This is a genomic window from Heyndrickxia sp. FW510-T9 (genome assembly GCF_058781025.1).
The window spans coordinates 34,867-60,998 of the sequence record NZ_JBYSWK010000004.1; the positions used below are offsets into that span (position 1 = coordinate 34,867).

General features: G+C 38.6%; 19 protein-coding genes. 15 read left to right on the forward strand and 4 right to left on the reverse strand.

Going from position 1 to position 26,132, the window contains the following annotated elements:
- Positions 1-277 precede the first annotated feature (277 nt).
- The 5 genes from AC3WJF_RS03380 (at position 278) to AC3WJF_RS03400 (ending at position 6,370) form a co-directional block, all read left to right on the forward strand.
- Entirely contained in the window at positions 278-1,525 is a 1,248-nt protein-coding gene (locus tag AC3WJF_RS03380) for an ABC transporter substrate-binding protein (protein WP_492449801.1), read from the forward strand.
- A 236-nt stretch (positions 1,526-1,761) separates the two neighbouring features.
- On the forward strand, positions 1,762-2,703 hold the full coding sequence (locus AC3WJF_RS03385) for a carbohydrate ABC transporter permease (RefSeq protein ID WP_492449802.1): 942 nt from the start codon (positions 1,762-1,764) through the stop codon (positions 2,701-2,703).
- A 16-nt stretch (positions 2,704-2,719) separates the two neighbouring features.
- Complete coding sequence (locus AC3WJF_RS03390) at positions 2,720-3,514, forward strand: carbohydrate ABC transporter permease (protein WP_492449803.1); 795 nt, start codon at positions 2,720-2,722, stop codon at positions 3,512-3,514.
- A gap of 180 nt (positions 3,515-3,694) precedes the next feature.
- Positions 3,695-4,876, forward strand: a complete 1,182-nt coding sequence (gene megL / locus AC3WJF_RS03395) for a methionine gamma-lyase (protein ID WP_492449694.1) — start codon at positions 3,695-3,697, stop codon at positions 4,874-4,876.
- 531 nt (positions 4,877-5,407) lie between these two features.
- Positions 5,408-6,370: a 2-hydroxyacid dehydrogenase gene (locus tag AC3WJF_RS03400; protein ID WP_492449695.1), complete on the forward strand. Its 963-nt coding sequence runs from the start codon at positions 5,408-5,410 to the stop codon at positions 6,368-6,370.
- A 116-nt stretch (positions 6,371-6,486) separates the two neighbouring features.
- On the opposite strand, the gene AC3WJF_RS03405 is transcribed toward AC3WJF_RS03400, so the two are convergent.
- Positions 6,487-7,227 (reverse strand): DUF3995 domain-containing protein, encoded by a 741-nt coding sequence (locus tag AC3WJF_RS03405; RefSeq protein WP_492449696.1) that lies wholly within the window; start codon positions 7,225-7,227, stop codon positions 6,487-6,489.
- 358 nt (positions 7,228-7,585) lie between these two features.
- Positions 7,586-9,073, reverse strand: coding sequence for an MDR family MFS transporter (locus tag AC3WJF_RS03410; RefSeq protein ID WP_492449697.1), 1,488 nt, complete (start codon positions 9,071-9,073; stop codon positions 7,586-7,588).
- A gap of 565 nt (positions 9,074-9,638) precedes the next feature.
- Here AC3WJF_RS03410 and AC3WJF_RS03415 point away from each other — a divergent pair.
- On the forward strand, positions 9,639-14,003 hold the full coding sequence (locus AC3WJF_RS03415) for a S8 family serine peptidase (protein ID WP_492449698.1): 4,365 nt from the start codon (positions 9,639-9,641) through the stop codon (positions 14,001-14,003).
- Between the two features lie 585 nt (positions 14,004-14,588).
- Here AC3WJF_RS03415 and AC3WJF_RS03420 read toward each other — a convergent pair.
- Entirely contained in the window at positions 14,589-15,518 is a 930-nt protein-coding gene (locus AC3WJF_RS03420; RefSeq protein WP_492449699.1) for a nuclease-related domain-containing protein, read from the reverse strand.
- A gap of 134 nt (positions 15,519-15,652) precedes the next feature.
- Between AC3WJF_RS03420 and AC3WJF_RS03425 the strand changes: the two genes are divergently transcribed.
- On the forward strand, positions 15,653-16,600 hold the full coding sequence (locus AC3WJF_RS03425; protein ID WP_492449700.1) for an aldo/keto reductase family protein: 948 nt from the start codon (positions 15,653-15,655) through the stop codon (positions 16,598-16,600).
- Between the two features lie 42 nt (positions 16,601-16,642).
- Here the strand turns inward: AC3WJF_RS03425 and AC3WJF_RS03430 are convergent, their stop codons facing one another.
- On the reverse strand, positions 16,643-17,461 hold the full coding sequence (locus AC3WJF_RS03430; RefSeq protein ID WP_492449701.1) for a DODA-type extradiol aromatic ring-opening family dioxygenase: 819 nt from the start codon (positions 17,459-17,461) through the stop codon (positions 16,643-16,645).
- A gap of 222 nt (positions 17,462-17,683) precedes the next feature.
- Here AC3WJF_RS03430 and AC3WJF_RS03435 point away from each other — a divergent pair, with 222 nt between their 5' ends.
- From AC3WJF_RS03435 to AC3WJF_RS03470, 8 genes are all read left to right on the forward strand, one after another.
- Complete coding sequence (locus AC3WJF_RS03435; protein WP_492449702.1) at positions 17,684-17,806, forward strand: hypothetical protein; 123 nt, start codon at positions 17,684-17,686, stop codon at positions 17,804-17,806.
- 189 nt (positions 17,807-17,995) lie between these two features.
- Positions 17,996-19,141 (forward strand): N-acetylglucosamine-6-phosphate deacetylase, encoded by a 1,146-nt coding sequence (nagA, locus tag AC3WJF_RS03440; RefSeq protein WP_492449703.1) that lies wholly within the window; start codon positions 17,996-17,998, stop codon positions 19,139-19,141.
- A gap of 5 nt (positions 19,142-19,146) precedes the next feature.
- Positions 19,147-19,875: a glucosamine-6-phosphate deaminase gene (gene nagB / locus AC3WJF_RS03445; RefSeq protein ID WP_492449704.1), complete on the forward strand. Its 729-nt coding sequence runs from the start codon at positions 19,147-19,149 to the stop codon at positions 19,873-19,875.
- Entirely contained in the window at positions 19,865-20,575 is a 711-nt protein-coding gene (locus tag AC3WJF_RS03450) for a GntR family transcriptional regulator (protein ID WP_492449705.1), read from the forward strand. The genes nagB and AC3WJF_RS03450 overlap by 11 nt, the downstream gene beginning before the upstream one ends.
- Before the next feature lie 148 nt (positions 20,576-20,723).
- Complete coding sequence (locus tag AC3WJF_RS03455) at positions 20,724-21,353, forward strand: YgaN family protein (RefSeq protein WP_492449706.1); 630 nt, start codon at positions 20,724-20,726, stop codon at positions 21,351-21,353.
- 631 nt (positions 21,354-21,984) lie between these two features.
- Positions 21,985-23,244 carry a GTPase HflX gene (gene hflX, locus AC3WJF_RS03460; protein WP_492449707.1) on the forward strand — a complete coding sequence of 420 codons (1,260 nt, stop codon included), beginning with the start codon at positions 21,985-21,987 and terminating at the stop codon, positions 23,242-23,244.
- Positions 23,245-23,363: 119 nt separating this feature from the next.
- A complete protein-coding gene (locus tag AC3WJF_RS03465) occupies positions 23,364-24,989 on the forward strand; it encodes an ABC1 kinase family protein (protein WP_492449708.1) in 1,626 nt (541 codons plus the stop codon).
- A 333-nt stretch (positions 24,990-25,322) separates the two neighbouring features.
- Positions 25,323-26,099 carry an alpha/beta fold hydrolase gene (locus tag AC3WJF_RS03470; protein WP_492449709.1) on the forward strand — a complete coding sequence of 259 codons (777 nt, stop codon included), beginning with the start codon at positions 25,323-25,325 and terminating at the stop codon, positions 26,097-26,099.
- The last annotated feature ends 33 nt before the right edge of the window (positions 26,100-26,132 follow it).

The window sequence follows — 26,132 nt, forward strand, 5'->3', positions numbered from 1 at the left end:
TAATGGCTAATAGGCTGAATGTGATGGCTAATAGAAACGTATAAGGGCTAAAAGGAGCAGAAAATAGCTAATAGAAATACATGAACGATTGACTGAATCAAAAAATGATAAATATAACTTTAACGAAACTGACCACAAAAAAATACAGATAATCGCAAAATAGTGAAGGCGCTTACAAATATTTTTAAAGGAATTGTTTGATAAATTAAAAGAGAAAGATAACGCTTTCAAAACCAAAGGGGGAAATGAAGTGAAAAAGAAAGGGCTTCTCATTGCAATGGCAATGATGCTTGTTTTTGCACTTGCTGCTTGTAGCTCCAAATCGAACGGTGACAAAAAGAATAAAAAGCAAGAACTGGAAATCTTCAGCTGGTGGACAGGTGCCGGTGAGGAAGATGGTCTTAAAGCTTTATTGAAATTATTTGGTGATAAATATCCTGATATTAAGGTAAATAATGCAGCTGTTGCTGGTGGTGCGGGTACAAATGCAAAGGCTGTACTTGCAAGCAGGATGCAAGGAAATGATCCGCCATCAACCTTCCAGGTGCACGGTGGGGCTGAATTGAATTCTGGATGGGTTGCAGCTGGTAAGATGCAATCATTAAACGATTTGTACAAGGAACAAGGCTGGGATGATAAGTTTCCACAATCCTTAATCGATATGGTTAGTAAGGATGGAAATATTTATTCCGTTCCGGTCGATATCCATCGCGGGAATGTATTATGGTATAACAAAAAAATCTTTGAGGACAACGGTTTACAGCCGCCAAAAACATTTGATGACTTTTTTGATGTTGCAGAAGCTTTAAAAGCAAAAGGCATTACTCCACTAGCATTAGGGGATAAAGAACCTTGGACAGCAACCATGATATTTGAAAATATTTTAGTTGCCAATCTTGGTGCTGATGGCTACAACAAGCTATGGACTGGTGAAATACCTTTAGATGATGCAAAGGTAAAGGAATCAGCAGGAATGTTTAAGAAAATGATGGGCTATATAAACAATGACCATAGTTCGCGCGATTGGCAAGATGCCTCACAGCTAGTGGCAAAAGGCGAAGCTGCAATGAATATTATGGGTGATTGGGCAAAAGGCTATTTTGTAAATGATTTGAAATTAACATTAAACCAAGACTTTGGCTACACAACAACTCCGGGATCATCAGGAATGTTCATGATTATTACTGACACGTTTGGCTTGCCTAAAGGGGTCGATAACGTAGCAGACGTAAAGAAATTCCTAAGCCTTCTTGGATCTGTTGAAGGTCAAGATGCTTTCAACCCATTAAAAGGATCGATTCCAGCTCGTGTGGATGCTGACCCTTCCAAATATGATGATTATGGGAAAGCAACGATAGAAGACTTTAAAACAGCTGATCTTGCTCCAAGTTTAGCACATGGTTCTGCTGCACCAGAAGGCTTCGTTACGAAGGTGAACCAAGCAGTTAATATTTTCGTAACACAAAAAGATGTCAATGCATTCGTCAGCAGTTTGAAAAATGCTTCTGGTGACTTGAAAAACTAAAAATTATTTAACAAATATATATGTCTAGCGCAAGCAGCCGTCGGCTAGCGGATTTCTATGTCTCCTTCCTGCGGGTAAGGGCATCAGGTGAAATTTGAAATGCTAATTTCACTCGATGAAATTAAACTTCAAATTTCACTCATCCGTACGCCGAGGAACAAGGCGCTTGCGCTTTTCTTATTAGGGGGTAGAGTATGGAATCACCTATTGTGGTCAAGAAGAGTCCTTCTCCCGTTATGAAGACGAAACCAAAAAGAAAAAGACGCTTTTCGGTCGATCATACATTAGCATTATTATTTTTATTACCGTCAATCCTATTAATCGCCATTTTTGTGTATGGCTTTATTGGCTGGACGGGATTTGTATCTTTGAGCAACTGGAATACACTCGTACCGGATTTTTCATTTGCCGGATTAAAGAACTTTATATTCTTGTTTCATGATTATAGATTCCAGGCAGATGTGCGGAATACGGTTGTTTTTACTATTCTTTTCATTGGTGTTGTTCTCCTTTTAGGACTTGTGCTTTCGATTATTCTTGATCAAAAAATTCGCGGGGAATCGATATTTCGAAATGTTTTTTTCTTTCCAATGGCCTTATCCTTTATTGTTACAGGTGTAGTATGGCAGTGGATTTTACACCCATCGACTGGTGTGAATTTATTTTTAAAAAAATTCGGGATTGAACCGCTTTGGTATACCGATACTCATATTTTAGCAGGCTTTAAACTCGGGCAAATTGAGGTAGGAGCACCGGTCGCAATTATTGCCGTTGTGATTGCAGCGGTTTGGCAAATGACAGGTTTTTCCTTAGCTATGTATTTGGCTGGTCTTCGCGGTATTTCCGATGAATTAAAAGAAGCTGCCCGAATGGATGGTGCCTCTGAATTTCAAGTATATTGGAAGGTCATTATCCCATTATTAAGGCCAATTTCAGTAAGTGTCGTCATTATCATGGCACATATTTCATTGAAAATCTTTGATCTCATCTTTTCGATGACAGGACCTGGGGCGAACTTCGTAACAGATGTTCCAGGAGTCTATATGTTTGAAACTACCTTCCGCGGTAATTATTATGCTAATGGAGCTGCTATTGCGATTATCATGCTTATTACGGTTGCAGTTTTCATTATTCCGTATTTAATCCTGAGTCGAAGAGGTGAATCAAGTGGCTCTTAGACGATTATCCAAACCAATGCTGTATTTTATTCTAATTGTTCTTTGTTTACTTTTTATCATGCCTGTTTACGTCATTTTGGTAACAAGTATTAAACCACTTGATCAAGTTACTTTAAGTGATATGTGGAAGCTGCCGACATCATTCGATTTTAGCAGCTACAAAATAGCTTTTGAAAAATTAGCACCAAATTTTGTGAATTCACTTTATCTAGTAATTCCGGCCACGATTCTATCTGCTCTTTTGGGAGCACTTAATGGCTATGTCTTATCGAAATGGCGATTTAAAGGATCGGAAATTATATTTACAGTGATTTTATTTGGGATGTTTATTCCGTATCAAAGCATCTTAATCCCATTGATTGAATTTTTGCGGAATATAGGACTATATAATACAATTCCAGGTTTAATCTTAGTCCATGTTGTATATGGAATCCCGATTACAACATTGATGTTTCGAAACTTCTATGCCAATATTCCTTTTTCCATGATTGAGTCAGCCAAAATAGACGGAGCAGGGTTCTTAAGAATTTTCTATTATATTATGATTCCGTTGTCATTATCTGGATTTGTTGTAGTGGCTATCTGGCAGTTTACGAATATCTGGAATGAGTTTTTGTTTGCGGTTACAATTACAACTTCGGATCAACAGCCAATCATGGTGGCCTTGCAAAACTTGTCGGGAAGCCAAATTGTCCAGTGGAACGTGCAAATGGCTGGAGCCCTGCTCGCAGCACTCCCTACCTTATTGGTTTATATTTTCTTAGGAAAGTATTTCGTGAAAGGGTTATTGGCTGGATCTGTTAAAGGATAGAACAGTTAGCGTGGTCGCTAGCTGTTTTTTCTGTGTAAAAAATAGGTTGTGGTCAATATGCTAACATTTACTATTCTACTTGGAACTGAATAATAATGTACAACCTCATTGGAAACGCTTTCATTTTCCGTATGTTTAACATATCATAGATATGTAGATTGTTAAAATAAGGGGTTGTTATTGTTGAAGGATAAAAAGCGATTTGAAACAGAAGCTATTCATACGGGATATGAATCATTAGATTTTCAAGGAAGTCTTGTCCCACCTCTTTTTCAAACATCAACGTTTACTTTTCCGACTGCTGAAGTTGGGGAGAAGCGGTTTGCTGGTGAGGCAGAAGGCTATATATATTCTAGATTAGGGAATCCGACGGTTACCATCTTACAGGAAAGAATTGCTGCTCTTGAAGGAGGAGAGGCTGCACTTGCGTTTTCATCTGGAATGGCCGCTGTTTCAGCGACTCTTTTTCATTTAACAAAATCCGGTAACCATATTCTATGCTCGGAAGGAATTTACGGATGCACATTTGGACTTTTGCAGTTGATGGAAAAAAACTTTGGGATAAGTCATGATCTTGTTTCCTTTGAAAATGAAGAAGAAGTGAGAAAATCTATAAAGGATAACACGACTTGCATCTATATTGAAACACCAATTAATCCTACGATGAAATTAGTAGATTTGGAAATGGTAGTCCGAGTTGCACAGGAAAAGAATATTCCGGTAGTCGTAGACAACACATTTTGCTCACCATATCTTCAACAGCCACTTACGATAGGCTGTGACTATGTCCTTCACAGTGCGACAAAATATATCGGAGGACATGGTGATGTTATTGCTGGACTTGTAATTGGTAGAAAAGAAGAAATGGATAGAATGGCTATGACCACTCTCAAGGATATTGGAGGGATAATGAGCCCGTTTGATGCATGGCTTCTACTGCGCGGATTAAAAACATTGCCGGTTCGAGTGGACCGCCATTGTGAAAATGCAAGGAAAATTGCTGAAAAACTAAAGGAGCACCCAAAGGTGAAAACGTTACTTTATCCTGGGGATGAATCATTTCCTCAATATGAGTTAGCGAAGCGACAAATGCGTTACCCAGGAGGGATGATAAGCTTTGAGGTTGACGGTACAAAACAGGATGCGCAAAAATTACTAAACCGCTGTCAGCTTATTAAAATTGCTGTGAGTTTAGGAGATGCGGAAACACTTATTCAACATCCGGCTACGATGACCCATGCTGTTGTCCCAGAAGAAGAGCGGTTGAAAATGGGAATATCCGATACATTAATTCGTTTATCTGTAGGGTTAGAGGCATGGGAGGATATTTGGGAGGATTTAAGTCAAGCGTTGAATTTTTAGGGCAGGATGTTTATCCTGTCTTTTTTGTATAAAAAAGCAGTATTGCACAAACCGATAGCGAACACACTAAATTTACTTTTTCATTATAGATGGTAGCGTCAAGGAACGGGCCGTCATGTGAGTTCTCTGTGTAAAAAAACATGATTTTATGAGGAATGAATAACAGCAGCATAAAAGATGAGAGAGTCGGCAGACATTTACAATCTAGGCCAGTGAGTGGTATCTTTTTATTTTGAATCTTATTTTAAATTACTTACATAGGTCTAAATACCTAAAACGTGCCGTTCATCATCAGTTTCGGTCTGTTCGATGGGGATTTCGTGCCGTTCAAGAAAGAAATCGTGCTGTTCATCCAAAACGTAACGTGGTTTTAATATAAAACTACGAAACTTCTTCTAGTTGAAGTGAAAAATAGCAATTTCCAACCATATTGACTCAAAATTCTTGCATTCTAAACGTATTTCCTATGTACTCTCAATATTTTATTATATAAATGAGGATGTATACTTCAGCAGTCGAGGTGTTATAACCATGAAAAAGAAAATTTACATAACAAGAAAGCTTCCACAGGGTATCTATGAAAAACTTGCCAGTAATTTCGAAGTGAAAATGTGGGAAAAGGAAAATCAACCGGTACCACGAGAAACCTTAATAGAGGAAATCAAAGATATTGATGGATTGTTTTGTCTACTAACCGAAACTATTGATCATGAAGTAATCGAGAATGCCCGGAATCTAAAAGTAATAGCGAATATGGCTGTTGGTTTTAACAATATTGACATTCACACAGCATCAAAAAAAGGCATAATAGTTACAAATACACCAGGAGTATTAACGGAAACCACAGCAGATCTTACCTTCGCATTATTAATGGCAACCGCAAGAAGAGTGGTGGAAGCATCTGATTATTTGCGAAATGGAGAATGGAATACATGGTCGCCGATGCAGTTAACTGGGAAGGATATTCACGGTGCTACCTTGGGGATTATTGGAATGGGGAGAATCGGGCAGGCGCTTGTGAAACGGGCAAAAGGTTTCGATATGAATGTCATTTACTATAACCGATCTCGAAAACCTGCTGTTGAAAAAGAAATGGCGGTCGAGTTTGTCGAGCTCGAGGAACTCCTTCAAAAATCGGATTATGTCAGTATCCTCATCCCTTACAGTCCAGAGGTTCACCATTTGATAGGTGAAAAAGAATTGAAACTAATGAAGAAGTCAGCAATTATTATCAACACAGCACGCGGCGGAATAGTGGATGAAGTTGCCCTTTATCATGCTTTGAAAAAAGGTGAAATTTGGGGAGCTGGATTGGATGTATTTGAACAGGAGCCATTAAGCTTGAATTCTCCACTTTTAACTTTAAACAATGTTGTAACGCTACCCCATATTGGAAGTGCAAGTGAAGCAACTAGATTAAAAATGGCGGACCTGGCTGCGGAAAATATTATTCGTGTTTTAAATGGGGAGGTTGCTTTAACAGCAGTGAATTAATGAAAGGCTTATACACGAGCTATCAGGAATAAGAGATTGTTGTTATCTCTTATTCCTGATAGCGGTAATCCAAAACCAAAGCACTTGGATAAAAGATTCATCTCCGAAGCTAACATCTAGAAAACAAATTTCCTATAGTCAAAAATAATCCCCAGTACAAAAAAGATAATCAGGAGAAAAATAAACAGCAAATAGCATATCGTACATTTTCTTAACAATATCAGAGAAATAGAGGAGTTTAAGGCATAATGAGCGGCTGATAATCCTGCAAGCAAGCCCATAAAGAGAAACCACGGTTCGTAAAAGAAAAGATCCCATAATGCTAGACTGTGAGTATTTAATTCTGCCCAGCCTTGAAAATCAATAGTAATAATCCCAGCCAAAAAGAGTGCCTTTGTCAGCATTCCGCTAATCCCGTGAGCAATTAAAAAGGCGGCACCGAGAAGGGGAGGGACAAGCATAACGAGCGGATGGATGTTCCTCCCACTAAATATTGGAATCCACCGAGGAACGTTTTTCCCCCAAGGCTTCACTAGCCCCAGTAAGCAAAAGCCACATAACATTATGAAAACTCCCGCGATGTAGCTAGCCTTGTATACAGATTCCGGATCTTTCATGATACCGTATGTGGTAATAATTCCGCCTCCCGCAGCCTCTAAAAATCGAACAAATACCGCATACAAGACGGCCCAAATACATCCAACGTAGGCAGACCATACTGACTTTTTCGCAAATCGTTCAAATGCATTCATTTTTTCTTCATTGACTTGATACATGTAAGAAGTCACTCCTTTTATTTGTTTAAGTAATACTTCCACACGGGCTGTCAGCTCATCAGGATGAAAGAGCTTAGTCATGTAATTATCCTCAAAATGAAGTCCTTGCAGTTTTATCGTCGATAGCGGTTCTGGCTTGTAAGTAAAAGAATATTTTTTTTTTAGCTCTGTCTAAACTGGGAAGCGTATATCAAGATTGGCAAGGTCGGTTTCCTCCCTTTGTTTAACAGCACTTTCACCAAAGGTCAACCATGTGTACCCTTATATCATCGCTCCCTTAAATATCCATACAATGAAGCAACAATTACTTGGTAAACTTTATTTTCATCGCTTCCCCTGTTTTTTTAAAAAAAGTCATATATTCCTAGTTTATCTTTTCGTTCGTTCAAGATTCAAGAACAAATGAAAAAAGGTCCATCCATTTGGACAGACCTTGTATTTATTTTCCAACATGCTTTACTACAGCTTTTACCCTAGGCATGAACATGGAAGCCAATAAGCCTATTATGGCAATTACTACCATGACTATGAATAAATGATGGATCCCCGACACGATAACGGCTCTTAGAGATGCTTGCGCTGCCTCGGAAACTGCATGCCCACTATTAGGGTTAATCAGTTTATTTAGATTGACTGCATTGACATCAGGATTTGTACGTTGAGTCAATAGTTTTCCTGTGACAATGGAATTAAAATAAGTTCCTAGTAAAGCTACTCCGACTGACTGCCCTAGTGTCCGAAAAAAGGTATTGGATGCAGTTGCTGCCCCACGTATGGACCAATCAACAGATGATTGGACGGTAACAGTTGTAATCGTCATTACCATCCCGAATCCAAGACCTGCAAGTGCGGACATAAGATAGAACATTAACTCGGAAGTATGAATGGTAAACAGCATTAACCAAATGGCTGATAGAAGGATGATAAGTGTACCAATAGCAATTGTCACTCGTTCTCCATATTTAACGAGGATACGTCCACCTGAAAATGAACCAATCATCCAAGTTATCGACAACGGTGCAAGCATAAGACCAGAAATCGTCGCTCCATGTCCAAGTACTCCTTGCACCCACATCGGAATATAAACGGTTAAACCAATAAGAACCGCACTTGCCAATAAAGCAACTGCATTGGCAACAGAAATCGAACGAATTCGGAAAAGAGCCAACGGGATGAGCGGTTCCTTCACCTTTGATTCAATAAAAAGAAATGCTCCTATAAACAGAATAGCTATGATAAATATTCCGATAATCGATGGAGATGTCCAATTATGTGTTTCCCCACCGCGTTGTAAGGCAAATAACAGTGCAAGCATACCAATGCTAAAAGTAAGTGAACCTGCAAAATCAATACTTTTCTTCGTTTTTTCAAGTTTTTCCTTTAAAGATACACTGACCATCAAAATAGATAACAAGCCAAAGGGCACATTAATATAAAAAATCCAATGCCATGACAGCTGATCCACAAAAAAGCCTCCGATTAAAGGACCAATAACACCAGCAATTCCCCATGCAGCACCCATAAATCCGAGAATTTTCGCACGTTTTTCATGAGGATAAATATCGGCGATAATCGTGGTTGTAACAGGCATTACGGCTCCAGCGCCAATTCCCTGAATCGCACGAAAAATAATCAGCTGTTCCATTGAGTGTGATAAACCGCAAAGACCAGAACCAATTAAAAACACAATAGTTCCTACAATAAAAATAAACTTTCTTCCGTACAAATCTGATAACTTCCCAAAAACAGGTACGGTCACCGCAGATGTCAGTAAGTATATAGCGAATACCCAATTCATGAGTTCAATTCCTTTTAAATCACTGACAATCGTTGGCATTGCCGTACTGACAATGGTACCTTCAATTGCCGTTAAAAAGGTGGCCACAAATAGGGCGATCGTTACGGAACGTATATTTGTTGTTTGCATTATAATCCTCCGTTAAGTTAAATCTGCGAATATATGCATCCTATTATTTTAGCATAGATTTCTATTGCATTTGAAGAAATCAGTGACAATAGTAGCAGAAAACGAAAATGGTCGGATGAAAAAATCTCTATCTAGCAACTGATTTTGCTCCCCAAAAAAGGACTTTACCCCCAAAATAAAACTACTACAGTCGTTCAGGCGAAAAGGATATAGGTAAAATTTAGTATTTTTTGTATTCCAAATTAAATTTTACTATAAATGGATGTTTAGTACTAGTTGGATGTTTATGGATGATACTGGATAAACACTCACTAAAATGGAAAATCAGGGTATTTTCCGAAAAAAGAATCATAGTTCTTTAGTCTAATAAAATATATGAAGGCTACACCATATTTCCCATTTATTAAAAGTCAGACAAATATCGACTTGCTTTGACACATTTTTTTCGGCAAAAAATATACATTTAAATGGACAACAAGGACCTTCAACAAGGAGAAAAAGAAAAGGAGGGTTGGGGTTGTCATTTTTTTGACCTTTTTTTCAAAAATTGAGGGGAGGAAAAAAGATGTTGAAAAAGAAAAATTTCAAAAAGACTACTAGTATCCTAGCAACAGTCTTACTATCTACATCACTGCTTGTTCCAAGTTTTTCTAATGCCGAAGCAGTGAAAGGTAAACCGTACACATCAGTTTTTGATGGAAAGAATGTAACCAGTGTGAAGCTTAGTGATAGACTTTTGAAGCAATTCACGAAGGCAGATGAAAAGGTAACGTTCTTAATCAAATTCAAAGAACAAGCAGATACGAATAAAGCAGCAAAAGTCGCAACCGAAAAAGCGGTGAAGGGGAAATTATCCGCTCAGAAGGCTAAGCTGGCAAAGAGATCGGCAGTTGTGTCGGAATTAAGAGCAACTGCGATGGAAACGCAGCATGATGTTCTAAGTTACTTAAAAATAGAGAAAAAGAATGGTAACGTAAAAGATTATGAGTCTTTTTACATCGTAAACGGTATGGCTGTTACTGCGACGAAAGAAGTTGCCGAGAAGCTAGCACATATGGAAGGAGTCGATAAAATTCTTCCAAATGAAACTCGACAGCTTTTTGGTGGTGGGACAGCAATAAATACTGGTGCAAAAACGGAGTCCACTACAGTGGGAAAAACAGCGGACATGCCTAAAGCAAAAACAAGCAGTATTGAGTGGAATATAGAGCGAGTTGGCGCTCCGCAAGTTTGGAATATGGGCATCGATGGAACTGGAACAGTGGTAGCGAATATCGATACTGGGGTTCAATGGGATCACCCCGCATTAAAGGAAAAATATCGCGGCTATGACCCGGCACATCCAACTGCTCCAAACAATGAAATGAACTGGTTTGATGCAACAGCAGGGCGTGCGACTCCTTATGATGACCTAGGACATGGTTCTCATACAATGGGAACGATGGTTGGTTCTGAGCCAGATGGTTCTAATCAAATTGGGGTAGCGCCTGGTGCAAAATGGATTGCTGTTAAAGCCTTCACGGCTGCTGGCGGTACAGATGCAGATCTACTAAGAGCTGGTGAATGGATTATCGCTCCTAAAGATGCTGCTGGTAATCCACATCCTGAAATGGCGCCGGATGTTGTGAATAACTCATGGGGTGGAGGATCTGGATTAGACGAATGGTATCGTGATATGGTGAAAAACTGGAGGGCTGCAGAAATCTTTCCAGAATTTTCAGCAGGTAACACAGACTTGTTTAACCCTGGTGGACCTGGTTCTGTTGCAAACCCTGCTAACTATCCTGAATCATTCGCAACAGGTGCAACAGACATTAACAATAAATTAGCAAGCTTTTCTTTACAAGGACCATCTCCATACGGTGAAATTAAGCCGGAAGTGTCTGCACCGGGAGTCAACATTCGCTCTTCTGTTCCAGGTGGAGTGTATGAAGGCGGTTGGAATGGAACATCAATGGCAGGTCCGCATGTTTCGGCAGTTGTTGCATTATTGAAGCAAGCCAATGCGTCCTTAACAGTTGACCAAATTGAGGATATTTTAACGAATACTGCAACACCGTTAACAGATTCAACATTCCCTCAGTCACCTAATAACGGTTACGGATATGGTCTCGTAAATGCATTTGATGCTGTTTCCTCCGTTTTAAGTGGATTAGGAACGGTAAAAGGTCAAGTTGCAAAAGAGGGGAATGATAACGAACCTCCTACGTTTACACATGAAGCACCAACTGAAACGTATGCTGGCATGGATTTAACTTTAACCGCTAATGTTTCAGATAATGTAAGCGTTGCATCTGTTACGCTTCAATATCAAGATAAAGATGGCAACTGGCAAGATGTTGATGCTACTCGTACATCAGGTGACTATAAATCTGGTGAATATCAAGCAGTAGTACCGGGTAATCAAATTGCTGTACCTTCTATAAAATACCGTTGGAAGATCAATGACTTCGGTAATAATGAAGTTACAAGCAACCAGTATCAAGTAGATGTAAAACCGGGAATCACTGTAGGCTATTTCCAAGACTTTGAATCTACTCCAACTGGTTGGTATTCCTATGGAACAAATGATTCGTGGCAATGGGGTGTTCCAACATCCGGACCAAATAGTGCTTTTTCAGGTCAAAAAGTATATGCTACTAATCTATCAGGAAATTATGATAACAATGCGAACATGACGCTTGTTATGCCTCCAATTGATTTACCTTCAGGAAATGCCTATTTACAGTTTAAAAACTGGTACGATTTAGAGACTAGATACGATTTTGGTACAGTATTCGTCTCTACAGATCGCGAAAACTGGACACAGCTTTTACAAGTGAATGGTCAATCAGGTGGATGGGTAGATAATGAAGTGAATCTATCTAACTATAGCGGCCAAAGAATTTACATTGGTTTTAATGTGAAGACTGATATTAGTGTTCAAAAAGCAGGATGGTATTTAGATGATGTGAAGCTTTCAGCAACTTCTATGAGTGGCTCAGGTTCTAAGATAGGAGTGCATAATACTTCTATGAATCTAGGTGTGGACCAAAGCGGTGACAAGGATTCTCTTAAAATAGAAAAGGTAGATCCAGCTTCTGTTAAGCCAGAACTACCTAAAAAGGATGCCCCTCCAGCCAAAGAGGAACAAATTAATCCTACACTATTGCCGATGGGTGCGCAAGTAAGTGTTCTTGAAACAGGGCGCTCTGTCTATACAAATCCGGCAAATGGTGAATATCAATTTTCACACGCTTCTGGTACGTATACTTTACAAGCGGAAGCTTACGGATACCAATCTGAACAACAACGTGTGAATATTGAACGAGATGGCGTTGCTACAGCTAATTTTGTTTTACATGAATTAGCGAAAGGCCATATCAGCGGTACTGTTAAAAACAAGTCTACTGGTGAGCCTTTACAAGATGCAACACTTCTTCTTGTAGAAGATGCTGCTGTTACACCAGTTCAAACAGATGCAAATGGACACTATGATATTACAGCGTATGAAGGAGATTATACGCTTAAAGTATTGGCACCGTATTACCATAGTCAAGAAATTGCGGTTACGGTGAATGGAGATGCAACGACTGAGAAGAACATTGATTTAGTACCAATTATTAGTTACCCAGGTGGAGAAATCGGCTATGATGATGGAACAGCCGAAAACGCTCATGCTTTCTATGATGCAGGAAATGGTTGGGCAGTGAAGATGTCCTTACCAGAAGGCAAAAAAACAGCGATTGTAACAGCTGGAGTATTCCGTTTCTGGACAGCAGACTGGCCAACGCCTGGCGGTACTGATTTTAAAGTAGAAGTATGGGATGCATCAGGCGGTAATGGGGCACCTGGTAAGAAGATCGCTGGCCCAATTAGTGCACAAGCACTTCGAAACGGAGAATGGACTGTCGTCGATCTTTCCTCACAAGGAATTGTGGTGAATGGTGACTTCTATATGGTTTACATTCAATCGAATCCAAATCCTAATGCACCTGGACTTGCAACAGATGAAGACGGTCCAAATGCAAAACGCAGCTGGCAAATGGTTGGTGGTGCCTGGTCACAATCACCGGCGGACGAAGGAAACTATATGATTCGTGCTCGCGTTAATTATGAAGTAGATGTACCGGTGATTACTTCACCTAAAGATGGTTTATTTACAAATCAAGAAAAAGTTACAGTTGAGGGTACCGCTTCCCCAACGACAGATGTTCAGCTATTTAACAATGGTAAGGAAGTGGCAACGGTAAAAGCATCAAATGATGGAAAATTCTCCGCTGATGTAACACTTTCAGAAGGGGATAATGTGTTAACAGCTAAAGCTTCTGTTGCTTCCGGTTCAACGGAGTTGTCTGCACCAGTGAAAGTAGTTTACGATAAAACTAATCCTACGTTAACGATTGACAGTCCGAAAAATAATGATAAAACAAATCGTGAAACAGTAACTGTGGAAGGAACAGTTAGCGATGCTAATCTTGACTTTGTAAAAGTCAATGGTGAAAAGGCGACTGTAACAGATGGTAAATATTCAAAACGTATTATGCTGGAAACAGGTGAAAATCTCATCAAAGTTGTCGCACAAGACAAAGCAGGTAATAAAGTAACGAAGAAAGTTACCGTCTTTGCAAAATACACAGCACCTGAAATTCAAAATTTATTGCCTAATGGTGATAAGAATTTGAAAAAAGGAGACTCCATCAAAATAGAATTTGATAGTGAGCCTGGTTTAAAAGCAACATTCGCCATTCACATGCCGCTTACGAATGTGACATCAAGCGACAATGCAACTGAACTGCCAATGATGGAATCATCTCCAGGACATTATGTCGGTTACTGGACAGTTCCAAGCAATACAAAAGCAGATGGCGCTGTGATTGAAGTGAAAGTTGTAGATGATTACAGTAACACTTCAACAAAGTTAGCCGCTGGTAAGCTTTATATTAAGTAGGATGTAGATGAGGTGGTGCCAGGCACCACCTTGTTTTGTTTTTGTAGAGGTGTTCATTTTCGAAATTGCATTTAGCTCCGGAGATAATGGTCATAATGAAATTCGGAATGTGTCGTTTGACACAGGAGAAATTGAGGAACGGTCACATTCAAGGAAAGAACGTGCCCGTTGTGGTAAGAAAAGCAAAAGAAAGGTCACATTCAAGGAAAGAACGTGCCCGTTGTGTTGAGAAAAGCAAAAGAAAGGTCACATTCAAGGAAAGAACGTGCCCGTTGTGTTAAGAAAAGCAAAAGAACGGTCACATTCAGTGAGAGAACGTGCCCTTTGTGTAGAGAAAAGCAAAAGAAGGGTCACATTCAAGGAAAGAACGTGCCCGTTGTGTTGAGAAAAGCAAAAGAAAGGTCACATTCAGGGAAAGAACGTGCCCGTTGTGGTGAGAAAAGCAAAGGAACGGTCACATTCATGATAAGAACGTGCCTGTTGAAGCAAGAAATACAGACGAACGGTTACATTCAAGATCTGAACTTGACCAATGCGTCAGAAATGTATGCCAACAGTATAAATTACGCCTCATAATCCCATTAATTATTTATCATTCTTGACCTGTGGGCTTTCAAAATAAGCAGATTGTCCATGTTTCATTAAGAGAAAATTCTTTAATAAAATCCTGCGAATACTCTTTTTCGATTCAATTTCTTTACACCATTCATAAGTTGAACTAGTTGTAATCTTTTTTTCGGGAAAAAGAAATTGATATTCTTCTAAGCTTCGCAAAACTGCGGAGTCTATTCCTTCTGTTTTTCCACATCTTCTACAAGTCAGGTTGTCTCTATTAGTCCTTTTAACAAATGAATAACAGTTCGAACAGGTTATTCCCTTTTTAAGTCGTTCGTAAGTATATTTAGGTAAATTCTTATACGGGTTTTCTTCTAAAAGAACAGAAGATAACCTTTCAACGAATTTCGCGGTTCCATTAGTTTGCCTTGGAGTTCTCATATTTAATTTTTTCATAAATCCTTCTATCTGGTTTGGAAAAATAATGGGTAGATTCATAGGAGTTTGGTAAAGGAAAAAATCGGGGTTCACGAAGACAACATATGCTTCTAGAGAAAAAGAAAATCGCAAATCCTGTAGTAACCGTCGGAATAGAGACTCAGCACGTTTCAATTGAAGAAGGGGGTTGTTAATTTCTTTACCTGAAATGGTATACAACTTGTCATTCTCTAGGTAATAGTCGCCTTCGAAATTTTTTACTTCGAATAAGAAAATGGTATCTGGAGAGATTAGAATGGAATCGTTTTGAAAGATAGAATTATTGGCTTCTAGCAATAAATCATTCATGATGAGCCAATTGTCAGAAAGATTCTCTAACCATTTATCAAATACTAATTCTCCTTCATAGCCTTTTTCTAAGTTTAAAAGATATCCTACATCTTTAGGTGACAAATTCATCCGTGAGTTTAAAAATCTCAGAAGCTTTAATTCAACTGGTTCATATCGAGGTTTAATAAGCATGTTCCACATCCTTTTTTGATAATTATGGAAAATTTTGTCCACATTCATAATTGTAATGCATATTTCTTTAATTTGTCTATTTAGAATTTTATAATATTTATGATACACAATCTAAAGAAATAGGGGCGATCAAAGTGAAATATCGGAAACTTGGAAGAACAGGCTTAAAGGTTAGTGAAATTAGCTTAGGAAGCTGGCTAACGTATGGTAATTCCATCGGAGCAGAGACAGCAACGAAAACGATTGAAAAAGCATATGAGTTAGGAATCAATTCCTTTGATACAGCCAATGTGTATGCTCGTGGAGAGGCGGAAAAAATCGTAGGGGAAGCCCTTGCAAAATACCCTAGGGAATCCTATGTGCTTGCGACAAAAGTATTTGGGGAAATGGGAGATGGCCCGAATGACCAAGGTCTATCCAGAAAACATATCACCGAACAAATCAATGCAAGCTTAAAACGGTTAAACAAAGACTATGTGGATATTTATTATTGCCACCGTTTTGATCCGGAAACAGCAATCGATGAAACGCTTCGGACTCTTGATGATCTAGTTCGTCAAGGGAAGATCCTTTATATTGGTGTTAGCGAATGGACTGCTCAGCAAATTCAGCTTGGGCTAGGTACTGCAGATCATTATTTATTAGATCGCATTGTTGTGAATCAACCGATATACAACATGTTAAATCGTTATATTGAAAAAGAAATTATTCCACTTGGGGAAAAGACCGGCTTCAGCCAAATCGTTTTCTCTCCGCTTGCACAAGGAATTTTAACAGGCAAGTATACCGATTTAGCAAATCTTCCTACAGGATCCCGTGCTTCCGACCCAAAATCCAACGGCACCTTATCAAGGATGTTGACAGAGGATGCTCTTTCAAAGGTAATGCAGCTTGATGGTGTAGCAAAAGAATTAGATGTAAAGCTTTCCCAGTTAGCATTAGCTTGGATTTTGCGCCAACCAAACGTTGCAAGTGCGTTAATCGGTGCCAGCAGACCAGAACAAGTCGAGGAAAATGTAAAAGCGATTGATATGGAACTATCCAATGATGTTCTAGAAAAAATAGAGAATATTTTAAAATAAACTATAAGAAGCAGTGCACAATAGAGATGTGCACTGCTTCCCTTATTCTTCGACACTAGTTACTTCCGCACAAATTAAGCCAAAATAAGTGGGAACTTCATAAGAATACAAATGAATGTTTCGTGTTTCTTTCGGAATGGCGCCAGCTAGAATCATTGTTTGCCAAATTCCATCAGGTTTGGCCGCCTCAACATATTCTGGATCGAAATCTGCCATTTTTTCTAGTTCATTTGATCTGCATAATCCGACCACTTCTTCATCGAGCATAGCGGCAGCTGGATCATAACCATATGGGCCACTTTCATCATGTGCATGAGCCCAATCGCAGCTTGCAATAAGGCCAATTCTTTTGGAGGAGCCTTGAACAACCTTACTTAAGACTTCGCCAAGCTTATAGTGATCTTCAAGCGGAACTTCTCTAGATGGAGTAATCACCACGATAGGAACTTCCGGCATAAAAGCTAGTGGAACAATGGCACCCCAATCTAGCGGCAAACAGGAAAGTGGGCCAGCAGCAGTGGCATAATTAATGGATCCAGCTGCAAGCCCGGATGCTTTTGCAGCCTTTGTAATTTCGAGGGCAAGTTCCCGATCCACCATTCTTTCCATTTCATAATAAGAATCGTTTTCATCAAATGACCCAAACATTTTTTCGCTGTTAGAGATTGAAAATTGTCCGTCGATTCTTGTCCCATGAGGGGTTAGAACAATGATCACATCTGGACTTGCTGCTTTCATTTTGTTTCCTAATTTCATCATACTATCACGAGTTAACTTCATTCTTTCCGGTTTATCCCCGCACAATTCTGGAATAATCTCTCCACCATGTGGTGTAATACATGCAAAAACAAATGGATTCATCCTCATCACTCACTTCACTTTTTTTTATAAAAAGTATTCGATAATTGTGCAACAATTCCCTTTAAAAATTGCTAAAATTCGAAAAAACATTGTAAAAATATCACTGGTATTCCACTTCTCAAAAAACTTATCACATTACACATAAGGCAAAAAAAAATAAGAGTAAAAATGATGAGAAAGCTAAGAATTACAAATAATGAATAGGAAAAAGGAGGTTTTTTGATGAGAGCAATTACCTATCAAGGGATAAAAGATGTCGAAGCGGAACATGCGTATTCCATCTTTGCTGAAAAGGAAGATAACTGTATTAAAGTGGTTAAAGCCATAATGAAATGCTTTTATTAATTTTTCAGCGCAATGCAGAAAAGGGATTCCTTATCTGCCTGCACTAATTCCTAAATCTTTCAGCAGATTGCCTACATTCTTATCGTCTGTGTAAATGATTCACAAAATCTAAAGTCCATTGACAAAACAGTTACTAGGAGAGATAATTGGTATAGACAACTATATATTTCGAAACCGAGGTGAAAAGCATTGATACAAAAAGTAGTAATCAATGCCAATATATTTACTGGTGAAGAAGAGATTCAAAATGGATTTGTTCGATTTCAAGAAACAATCATGGAAACAGGTTCCATGGATCAATTTGAAAAACAATCCGATGAAGAAGTGATAGATGCAGAAGGGAAGATTATCATTCCTGGAATGATTGATGTTCATATTCATGGCGGATATGGCGTCGATGTCATGGATGCGGATCCGGAAAAGCTTATTTTTTTAAGTAATAAGCTTTTAGATGAAGGGGTTACTACTTTTTTTGCGACAACGATCACGCAGGACTATCCCGCCATTGAAGAGGCGCTTCGTTCTGTCAAATCAGCAAAGGAATCAGGAAAGACGATTATTGAAGGAGTTCATTTAGAAGGTCCTTTTATTTCTGAAAAAAGAGCGGGAGCACAACCATTAGAATATATTTCTGCTCCTGATATTGATTTATTTTTAAAATGGCATGAAGCTTCGGGGAATCTAATCAATCTTGTTACGTATGCACCGGAAAAGAAAGGGGCGCAAGAGTTTGAGGATGTCATGATAGAACATGGAATTGTTCCGTCAATGGGTCACTCAGATGCTGTTCGTGAGGAGCTTTTAAAAAGTAAAACCACACATGCAACCCATATGTATAACGGGATGCGAGGCCTTCACCATCGTGAAGCAGGTGTAGCCGGCCACGCTCTGATATCTCCACAAATTCAAGTGGAAATGATCGCAGATGGGATACATGTCCACCCAGATATGGTGAATTTAACATATAAAGTAAAAGGAGCATCTGGAATGGTGTTGATTTCTGATGCGATGAGAGCGAAAGGCATGCCTGACGGAGTATCAGAGTTAGGTGGGCAAAAGGTATTTGTGAAGAACGGCGAAGCTCGTCTGGAAAATGGATCGCTAGCCGGAAGTATTTTAACAATGGATCAGGCGTTTCGGAATATTATTCAGTTTACTGGATGCAGCATTGCAGATGCAGTTCAAATGACCTCTGCTAATCAGGCGCACGAATTTGGACTCACATCTAAAGGAGCATTGACTCTGGGAAAAGACGCCGATTTTGTGGTGATGGATGAAAGCTTAAACGTATGCGAAACCTATTCTATTGGAAGGAAACATCAGAGAGGGGAATAGTCATTATGGAAATAATAACTTTTAAATCAGATAAAGATGCAGCTGCAAAAGCGTTTGAGATTGTTCGAGAGGGAATTGTAAGCGGACATGTTTCTACACTTGGACTTGCTACAGGAGGAACCCCTGTTGAATTTTATAAAAAAATGCGTGAATCTAAGCTGGATGTATCATCAATCTCTACTGTTAATTTAGATGAATATGTAGGGTTAGAAAATAATGATCCAAACAGTTATCATTATTATATGGAGACAGAGTTATTTTCTCATATGAATTTCAAAGAGTCTTTCTTGCCAAATGGGATGGCTAAGGACTTGGAAGCAGAATGCAAAAAATATGAGAAAACCTTAAAAAATCATCCTGTTGATATTCAAATCCTTGGTATTGGGGTGAACGGCCATATTGGATTTAATGAGCCGGGAACTTCATTTGAAGCAGAAACGCATATTGTTGAATTAACGGAGTCAACAAGAGAAGCGAATAAACGCTTTTTTGAAAAAGAAGAAGATGTTCCAAAGTATGCTATCTCAATGGGAATTAAGTCTATAATAGCCGCGAAAAAAATTATTTTATTAGCATTTGGCCGTTCCAAAGCAGAAGCAATAAAGGAAATGGTGGAAGGTGCGGTTGATCCATCATGTCCTGCATCCATTTTGCAAAAGCATCCGAATGTCGTAGTGTTGGCGGATGAGGAAGCGGCATCTTTGCTTAAGGAAGGGATCACAAGTGATCGATAAGGGTTCGCCAGTTCCAATTTATTACCAGATTCAGCAGGTGATAAAGGAACAAATAAAAAAGGGAGAATGGTCCATTGGGGATGCCATTCCTTCTGAACGGATTTTATCTGAGCAGTTCGAGGTCAGTCGGATGACGATCAGACAGGCTGTCCAAGGGTTAGTGGATGAAGGAGTGCTTACGCGTAAACGTGGAAGTGGAACATTCGTCAACAATGAAAAGGTAGAGCAGCCTTTAAAAGGTGTAACAAGCTTCACAAAGCTCATGGAGCAACGGGGAATGAAGGCAACTAGTAAAATTATTTCTTTTATGAAGAGGAAACCGTCCGATGTGGAAGCAGAACATCTAGAAATGGATCAAGCTGTTGATGTTTTGCACATCGAGCGAATTCGTCTCGGAAATGATACGCCGATTGCAATTGAAACTACCATTATCCCATGGCCATTTGCGGAAGGAATAACAGTGGAAGACATGGAACATTCCTTATACGAATATATCGAAGAGAAAAAAGGATTGGATCTAGGAGAAGGCCGACAATCAATCGAAGCAATTCAAGCAGACAAACAAACGGCTAACCTTCTAGATGTTCGGGCAGGATCCCCCATCCTCTTGATCGAGAGAGTTACAACCTTAAAAAACGGGACTCCTTTCGAATACGTCCGTTCCCACTACGCCGGCAGCAGATTCAAATTCTATATGTAATTGATTTCATCAATGTGGTGCCAGGCACCACGCGTGGACAAAACGGGAAAGTGTCCATGCATGGTGGACATTTTCGAAAAAAAGGAAAATAATACTACTTTGTGGAATAAGAATATGTAATGAATTATTCTGCAAAGTAGGGATTAGAATGAAACAAAAAAATTACCTTCCTCACATTTTTACAAGTTTATTGATTTTGCTGTTCGCAGGATTTCCCTTATTTGGACATGCCCAACCTCTTCCGGAAAGTACCAATTATCCAATTGTTTCCCCGCACATTCTCTCCACGAACGAAATGGAAGCAATTAATCTCACAGCAACTAACTCTGGGGACTTGCTCGTTTACAACATTCTATTAAACCAACATCGAACCGTGAACACAAAAGTGGATTATTACAAAAATGGGAAGAAAAAGTATACAATTCTTGAAGCCTCAGAAGGATATAAAAAAGGTACTTATTTGCTTTCTTTTGGAAAGCATCAAATAGATTTGGAAAAAAAGACGGAATACGAGTGGTTTATTACATCCAAAAGTGGATATAGTAGTGCAACTATTTCAGAGAATAAGAAAACCAATTCAAATGGATATGCAACATCTTTTCTACAAATTCAAAAGGATAAACAATTAAAAGCAAATCAATACATACCAATTGGTGTTTTTATAAGAAACCAAATCCCAAAAGGAATGCAAGCGTATGCAATGGAACAACCCCAAGAGATTAAAAGGATCATAAATGAAAACGATGATGTATATGTTTTTTCCATTATGATTAAATAATATAAAAAAAGTTACACAGAATAAGTAGTATTGCGCCGACCTGCATTAAAGAGTATTAACTTAGGCCTAGAAAAATAGTGGCAATAACTTGTAACTTATGGTAAAATTCAAATAACTTAAATGAACGGAGGGGTTCCGAAGTGCGACTACGATTCAATGCTTTATGCCGCTAACTGAATAGTGTGCTGGAGACTCTGCTCAGGTGCAGGGTGAATCGGGATTGGTCTGCCTATTTTTATGGAACTCTTGATAAATTTTATATTTTGATAACAGAGGGAGGGATGAATAGCCCTCTTTTTTGTGTCCTCAAATATTCCGGGTAGTGTCATGATCATATGATGCGTTATATTAATTATATTCGGGATTGTTTTATTTATAGTCCTTTTATCCGATAACCCCCTGTGAGCGGTGATGATTACTTTTTACTTTTCTTAATAAAATAAGAAAGCATGAGGTTTATTATTTCAAAAATTATTTAACAAGTTTAGACTATGTCTAGCTAAAGCGCCTATCGGGTAGCGGATTTCTATGTCTGGGACATCAGATGGTGAACTAACTCTCCTTTGACTACGAAATCCGTCCGTTAGACCTGCGGCACTTTTCGCTTTTCTAATTGGAGGGATACAAATATATGATGGTAGAACGTGAAAAAGCAATATTAGTCGGTGTTCATCTTGGACAGCAAACAAACTTTGAGTATTCAATGGAGGAGTTGGCAAATTTAACAGACGCTTGTGATATAGAAGTGGCAGGTGTGATTACCCAAAATCTTCAACGAATAAACAATTCTCATTATATAGGGAAAGGGAAGATTCAAGAAGTTGCTGCATTGTTAGCGGCAATGAATGCGCGAACGGTAATTTTTAATGATGAATTATCGCCTTCACATATACGAAATCTGGAGAAAGAATTGGAATGCAGAGTAATCGACCGCACCATTTTGATACTAGATATTTTTGCGGAACGAGCGAAAACGAAGGAAGCACAGCTCCAAGTAGAAGTAGCGAAATTACAATATATGCTGCCACGTTTAATTGGATTACGGGAATCTCTTGGTCGCCAAGGCGGGGGCTCCGGATTGAAAAATAAGGGGTCCGGTGAAACAAAGTTGGAACTGGATCGTAGAAAAATTGAAGAAAAAATTAACGTGCTGGGTAAAGAGTTAGAGATTCTTGTGTCGCATCGCCAAACTCAGCGGAAAAGACGTAGGAAAAATAATCTTCCGGTCGTGTCGCTAGTTGGATATACAAATGCAGGGAAATCAACGATTATGAATGCCATGGTGGAATTATATAATCCTGCAGCAAATAAACAAGTTTTTGAAAAGGATATGTTGTTTGCTACTTTGGAGACATCCGTGAGAAATATAGAATTACCTGATACAAAGTCTTTCTTATTAACGGATACAGTAGGATTTGTTGATAAGCTTCCGCATCACCTTGTAAAAGCGTTTCGCTCCACGTTAGAGGAAGTGGCAGAATCGGATTTACTGATTCATGTGGTTGACTATTCTAATCCGAATCATCAGCTAATGATGGAAATTACGGAACAGACGTTAAAAGCGATAGGGGTTGAAGATATTCCAATTATCTACGCGTATAATAAAGCGGATTTACTGGAAATAGAGATTCCTTCTGTTTATAACGATGGCGTTTATCTATCTGCGAAACAAAAAATTGGCATCATGGAATTAGTCGAAATGATTCGCGAGCAGATTTTTAAAAATTATGTTCAATGTGAAATGTTGATTCCTTATGATCAAGGAAACATTGTTTCCTATTTCAACCAAAATGCAGAAATTCTTTCAACAAGTTATGAAAATGAAGGAACTAAGCTATTAATGGAATGCCGAACAGCTGACTTTGAAAAGTATCAAGAATATGTCTTGTAAAGACTAAGAATCATTTAAAACCAAGAAGCTACTAGCAATTTTGCGTAGCTTCTTGTGGTGTCAGGCACCTGACACCACAAATGGACAATAGTAACCATTCAAATCATAGGGGGGTTCTTATGAAATATAAAAGAAAGTGGATACGGATGTGGAAAATTCTTTCTCTTGGACTATCGATTCTGTTCCGAATCTATTGGTATCAAATCCGCAAAAAACCGGAATCGGAGATGGAAAGATTATGGGCGAAAATTGGTGAGGAATTCAGGCAAACTTTATTTGAATTAGAGGGGCTCCTCATCAAAGTTGGACAATTTCTTAGCATCCGTTCTGACTTATTGCCAAGTAGTTTTGTCAAACAGCTTGAGGATTTAGTCGATCAGGTTCCCCCTTCTCCATGGGAAGATATAAAGGAAGTATTACAGAGTGAATGGTCTGGCAGGATTGAGGATCATTTTGAATCGATTCGTCCAACTGCCGTTGCATCTGCATCTATTGGGGAAGTGTATAAAGGATATTTAAAGAATGGGCCGTGTGTAGCAATTAAAGTGCAGCGTCCGGCTATCCGCTCCATTATCCAAACAGATTTTCGCGCCTTATCCATTGTCTTTTGGATTGCAGACCATTTTGCACCAGTTCCAAAACAATTTGTAAATTTAAAAATGATATTTCGTGAGCTTAAACAGGTGATAACAAAAGAGCTAGATTTTAAAAAAGAAAAGGAAGCAATTATTCAATTTCGTACCCGTTTTCAAAAAAACAATAAACTGATTATTCCGAGAATATTTCCAGATCTATGTACTTCACAAATATTAGTGATGGAATGGGTGGATGGGGTCAAAATAACGGATGTTGATTTTCTAGAGGAATCCCGAATTAATAGAGAGGAATTATCCGTGCGCCTTTTGCAGTTATTTATTCCGCAGTGGCTGGAGGCAGGTGTTTTCCATGCTGACCCACATTCTGGAAATGTCTTAGTGAAAGAAGACGGCACAATTGTCCTTCTTGATTTTGGAATGGTAGGGGAAATTTCCAAAAAGGATGCCGCAAGTTTTCAAGATTTATTACAAGCCATTTTATTGAAAAATTATTCGATGGCTGTAAACGTACTAATGGATTTAGGTTTTATTCATCCGGATGCCAATACAAAAAAGATCGAAATGATTCTTAAAGAGGCATTATCAATTGATTTGGAGCAGTATAAAGAAATGGACCTTTTTTCTATAAAAAAGGAATTAAATGATTTAATCCGATCATTGCCTATCCAAGTACCAACTCGTTTCATTTTTTTAGGCAGATCTTTTATTACAATTGAAGGAATGCTTCATACGATTAGCCCGAATAGTGAATTACTAGAGATTGCAAAGCCTGCCTTTTTGAAATGGCTATATCAAAGTAACCAAAGTAAATGGAAGCTGATCTGGAAATGGATAAATGCGAAAGCCTTTTTTCAAGTTTTTCATACTATACAAGATGTGCTGGAATCACCTAAGAAGTTCATAGAACTAAAGGAAACTCAGCAACAAAGAGAATTTTACTTTTCCGTTCTTGAAAATCAGAAAAGACAAACATTCTTCTTAGGCGTTATAGGGATTACCGGAAGTTTGTTTGGGGTATATTCAAAAATAGCATTGATAACAGAAGCAGCATTAGGAATTACAGGCATATCCTTGATTGCCTATATCATTTGCAGTTGGAAACAAAGGAAATGGTTGAAATCATTGAAAAATAAACGCATGAATATATGAGAATGTCATATGATTAATGTTGGAGAAAATACACTGCGAATAAGGGGAGAGTTTATGCAAAATTTTATTTGTATTACTTTACGCTTGATTTTTTAAAAGAAAATGGGCAAAACCATGCTATGGCACTATCCTCATTTCCTTACCAGCAAAAAAAGTTGCAGAAAAGGCAAACAGAGTGAGAGAAATGAAATTTACTCGCCTATATAATGCTTTACATAGGGTCGTGACCGAAAACGCCAATGAGGCTGTTTAAAAATCAACGGAGAGGCATATAAAAACACTGTAAGGTGAGTTATTTCACACATAAAAATCTAACTTAGAGAGGTGATAGTTATGCATGAGTTTGTTTCGAATGGAGTTGCTCTAGCTTATGAAGATGAAGGATCTGGAACCCCTATTATTTTACTACATGGTCTAGGGGGTAATCGATATAGTTATCTTGAATTCATGGAACAAGTCAAAGATCAATTTCGTGTCATTGCTTTGGATTCTAGGGGACATGGCGATTCAGAAAAACCTACAAGTTATTCCTTGAATGATCATATTGACGACGTTATTGCTTTAATGGATTATCTCGAAATAGATTCTGCAAATATTCTTGGGGCATCAATGGGGAGTTATATTGCTCAAGGAGTGGCGATTGCTATTCCAAATCGGATTAAAAAGCTGATCCTTGTTGTTGCGAAATCACATGGAAAAACCTCGTCCACACAAGAACTTATGGAGCGGTACGCGGAGGAGATTACAGGTTTGAACCTGGAGGAAACGATGGCTCATCTATCTAAGTATATGTTTTATGATGTTAATGCTGCTTGGAAGTATTTGTCCGATTATCAGATGAAAGGGCATGCCTTAACGTCGGAGGAACAAGCAGCAGCCAATAAAGCATTAGAAGGTTTCGATTTCCGACCTGACCTGCATAAAATTACTGCTGAAACATTAGTGATTAGCGGCAAGCACGATGGACTTAATCCTCCAAAACTAGGAAACGAAATAGCAAATCTCATTCCACATTCGTCATTTGTAGAATTTGAGAAATCTGGCCATGTTCCAAATGCAGAAGAACCTGAAAAATTTATTAAAGTTATTAAAACCTTTCTACTAGAATAAGATGTGGTGAAGCATAGAGGGTTTATTCAATAG

What these genes read in the sequence shown, in the direction of transcription:
- AC3WJF_RS03435 (WP_492449702.1), top strand. Translation starts at nt 17,684, where the DNA reads ATGAGAGCAATTACCTATCAAGGGATAAAAGATGTCGAAGCGGAACAT.
- AC3WJF_RS03390 (WP_492449803.1), top strand. Translation starts at nt 2,720, where the DNA reads ATGCTGTATTTTATTCTAATTGTTCTTTGTTTACTTTTTATCATGCCT.
- AC3WJF_RS03415 (WP_492449698.1), top strand. Translation starts at nt 9,639, where the DNA reads ATGTTGAAAAAGAAAAATTTCAAAAAGACTACTAGTATCCTAGCAACA.
- AC3WJF_RS03465 (WP_492449708.1), top strand. Translation starts at nt 23,364, where the DNA reads ATGAAATATAAAAGAAAGTGGATACGGATGTGGAAAATTCTTTCTCTT.
- AC3WJF_RS03405 (WP_492449696.1), bottom strand. Translation starts at nt 7,227, where the DNA reads ATGACTAAGCTCTTTCATCCTGATGAGCTGACAGCCCGTGTGGAAGTA.
- AC3WJF_RS03410 (WP_492449697.1), bottom strand. Translation starts at nt 9,073, where the DNA reads ATGCAAACAACAAATATACGTTCCGTAACGATCGCCCTATTTGTGGCC.
- AC3WJF_RS03400 (WP_492449695.1), top strand. Translation starts at nt 5,408, where the DNA reads ATGAAAAAGAAAATTTACATAACAAGAAAGCTTCCACAGGGTATCTAT.
- AC3WJF_RS03455 (WP_492449706.1), top strand. Translation starts at nt 20,724, where the DNA reads ATGAAACAAAAAAATTACCTTCCTCACATTTTTACAAGTTTATTGATT.
- AC3WJF_RS03430 (WP_492449701.1), bottom strand. Translation starts at nt 17,461, where the DNA reads ATGAATCCATTTGTTTTTGCATGTATTACACCACATGGTGGAGAGATT.
- AC3WJF_RS03380 (WP_492449801.1), top strand. Translation starts at nt 278, where the DNA reads ATGGCAATGATGCTTGTTTTTGCACTTGCTGCTTGTAGCTCCAAATCG.
- AC3WJF_RS03470 (WP_492449709.1), top strand. Translation starts at nt 25,323, where the DNA reads ATGCATGAGTTTGTTTCGAATGGAGTTGCTCTAGCTTATGAAGATGAA.
- nagB (WP_492449704.1), top strand. Translation starts at nt 19,147, where the DNA reads ATGGAAATAATAACTTTTAAATCAGATAAAGATGCAGCTGCAAAAGCG.
- AC3WJF_RS03420 (WP_492449699.1), bottom strand. Translation starts at nt 15,518, where the DNA reads ATGCTTATTAAACCTCGATATGAACCAGTTGAATTAAAGCTTCTGAGA.
- AC3WJF_RS03385 (WP_492449802.1), top strand. Translation starts at nt 1,762, where the DNA reads ATGAAGACGAAACCAAAAAGAAAAAGACGCTTTTCGGTCGATCATACA.
- hflX (WP_492449707.1), top strand. Translation starts at nt 21,985, where the DNA reads ATGATGGTAGAACGTGAAAAAGCAATATTAGTCGGTGTTCATCTTGGA.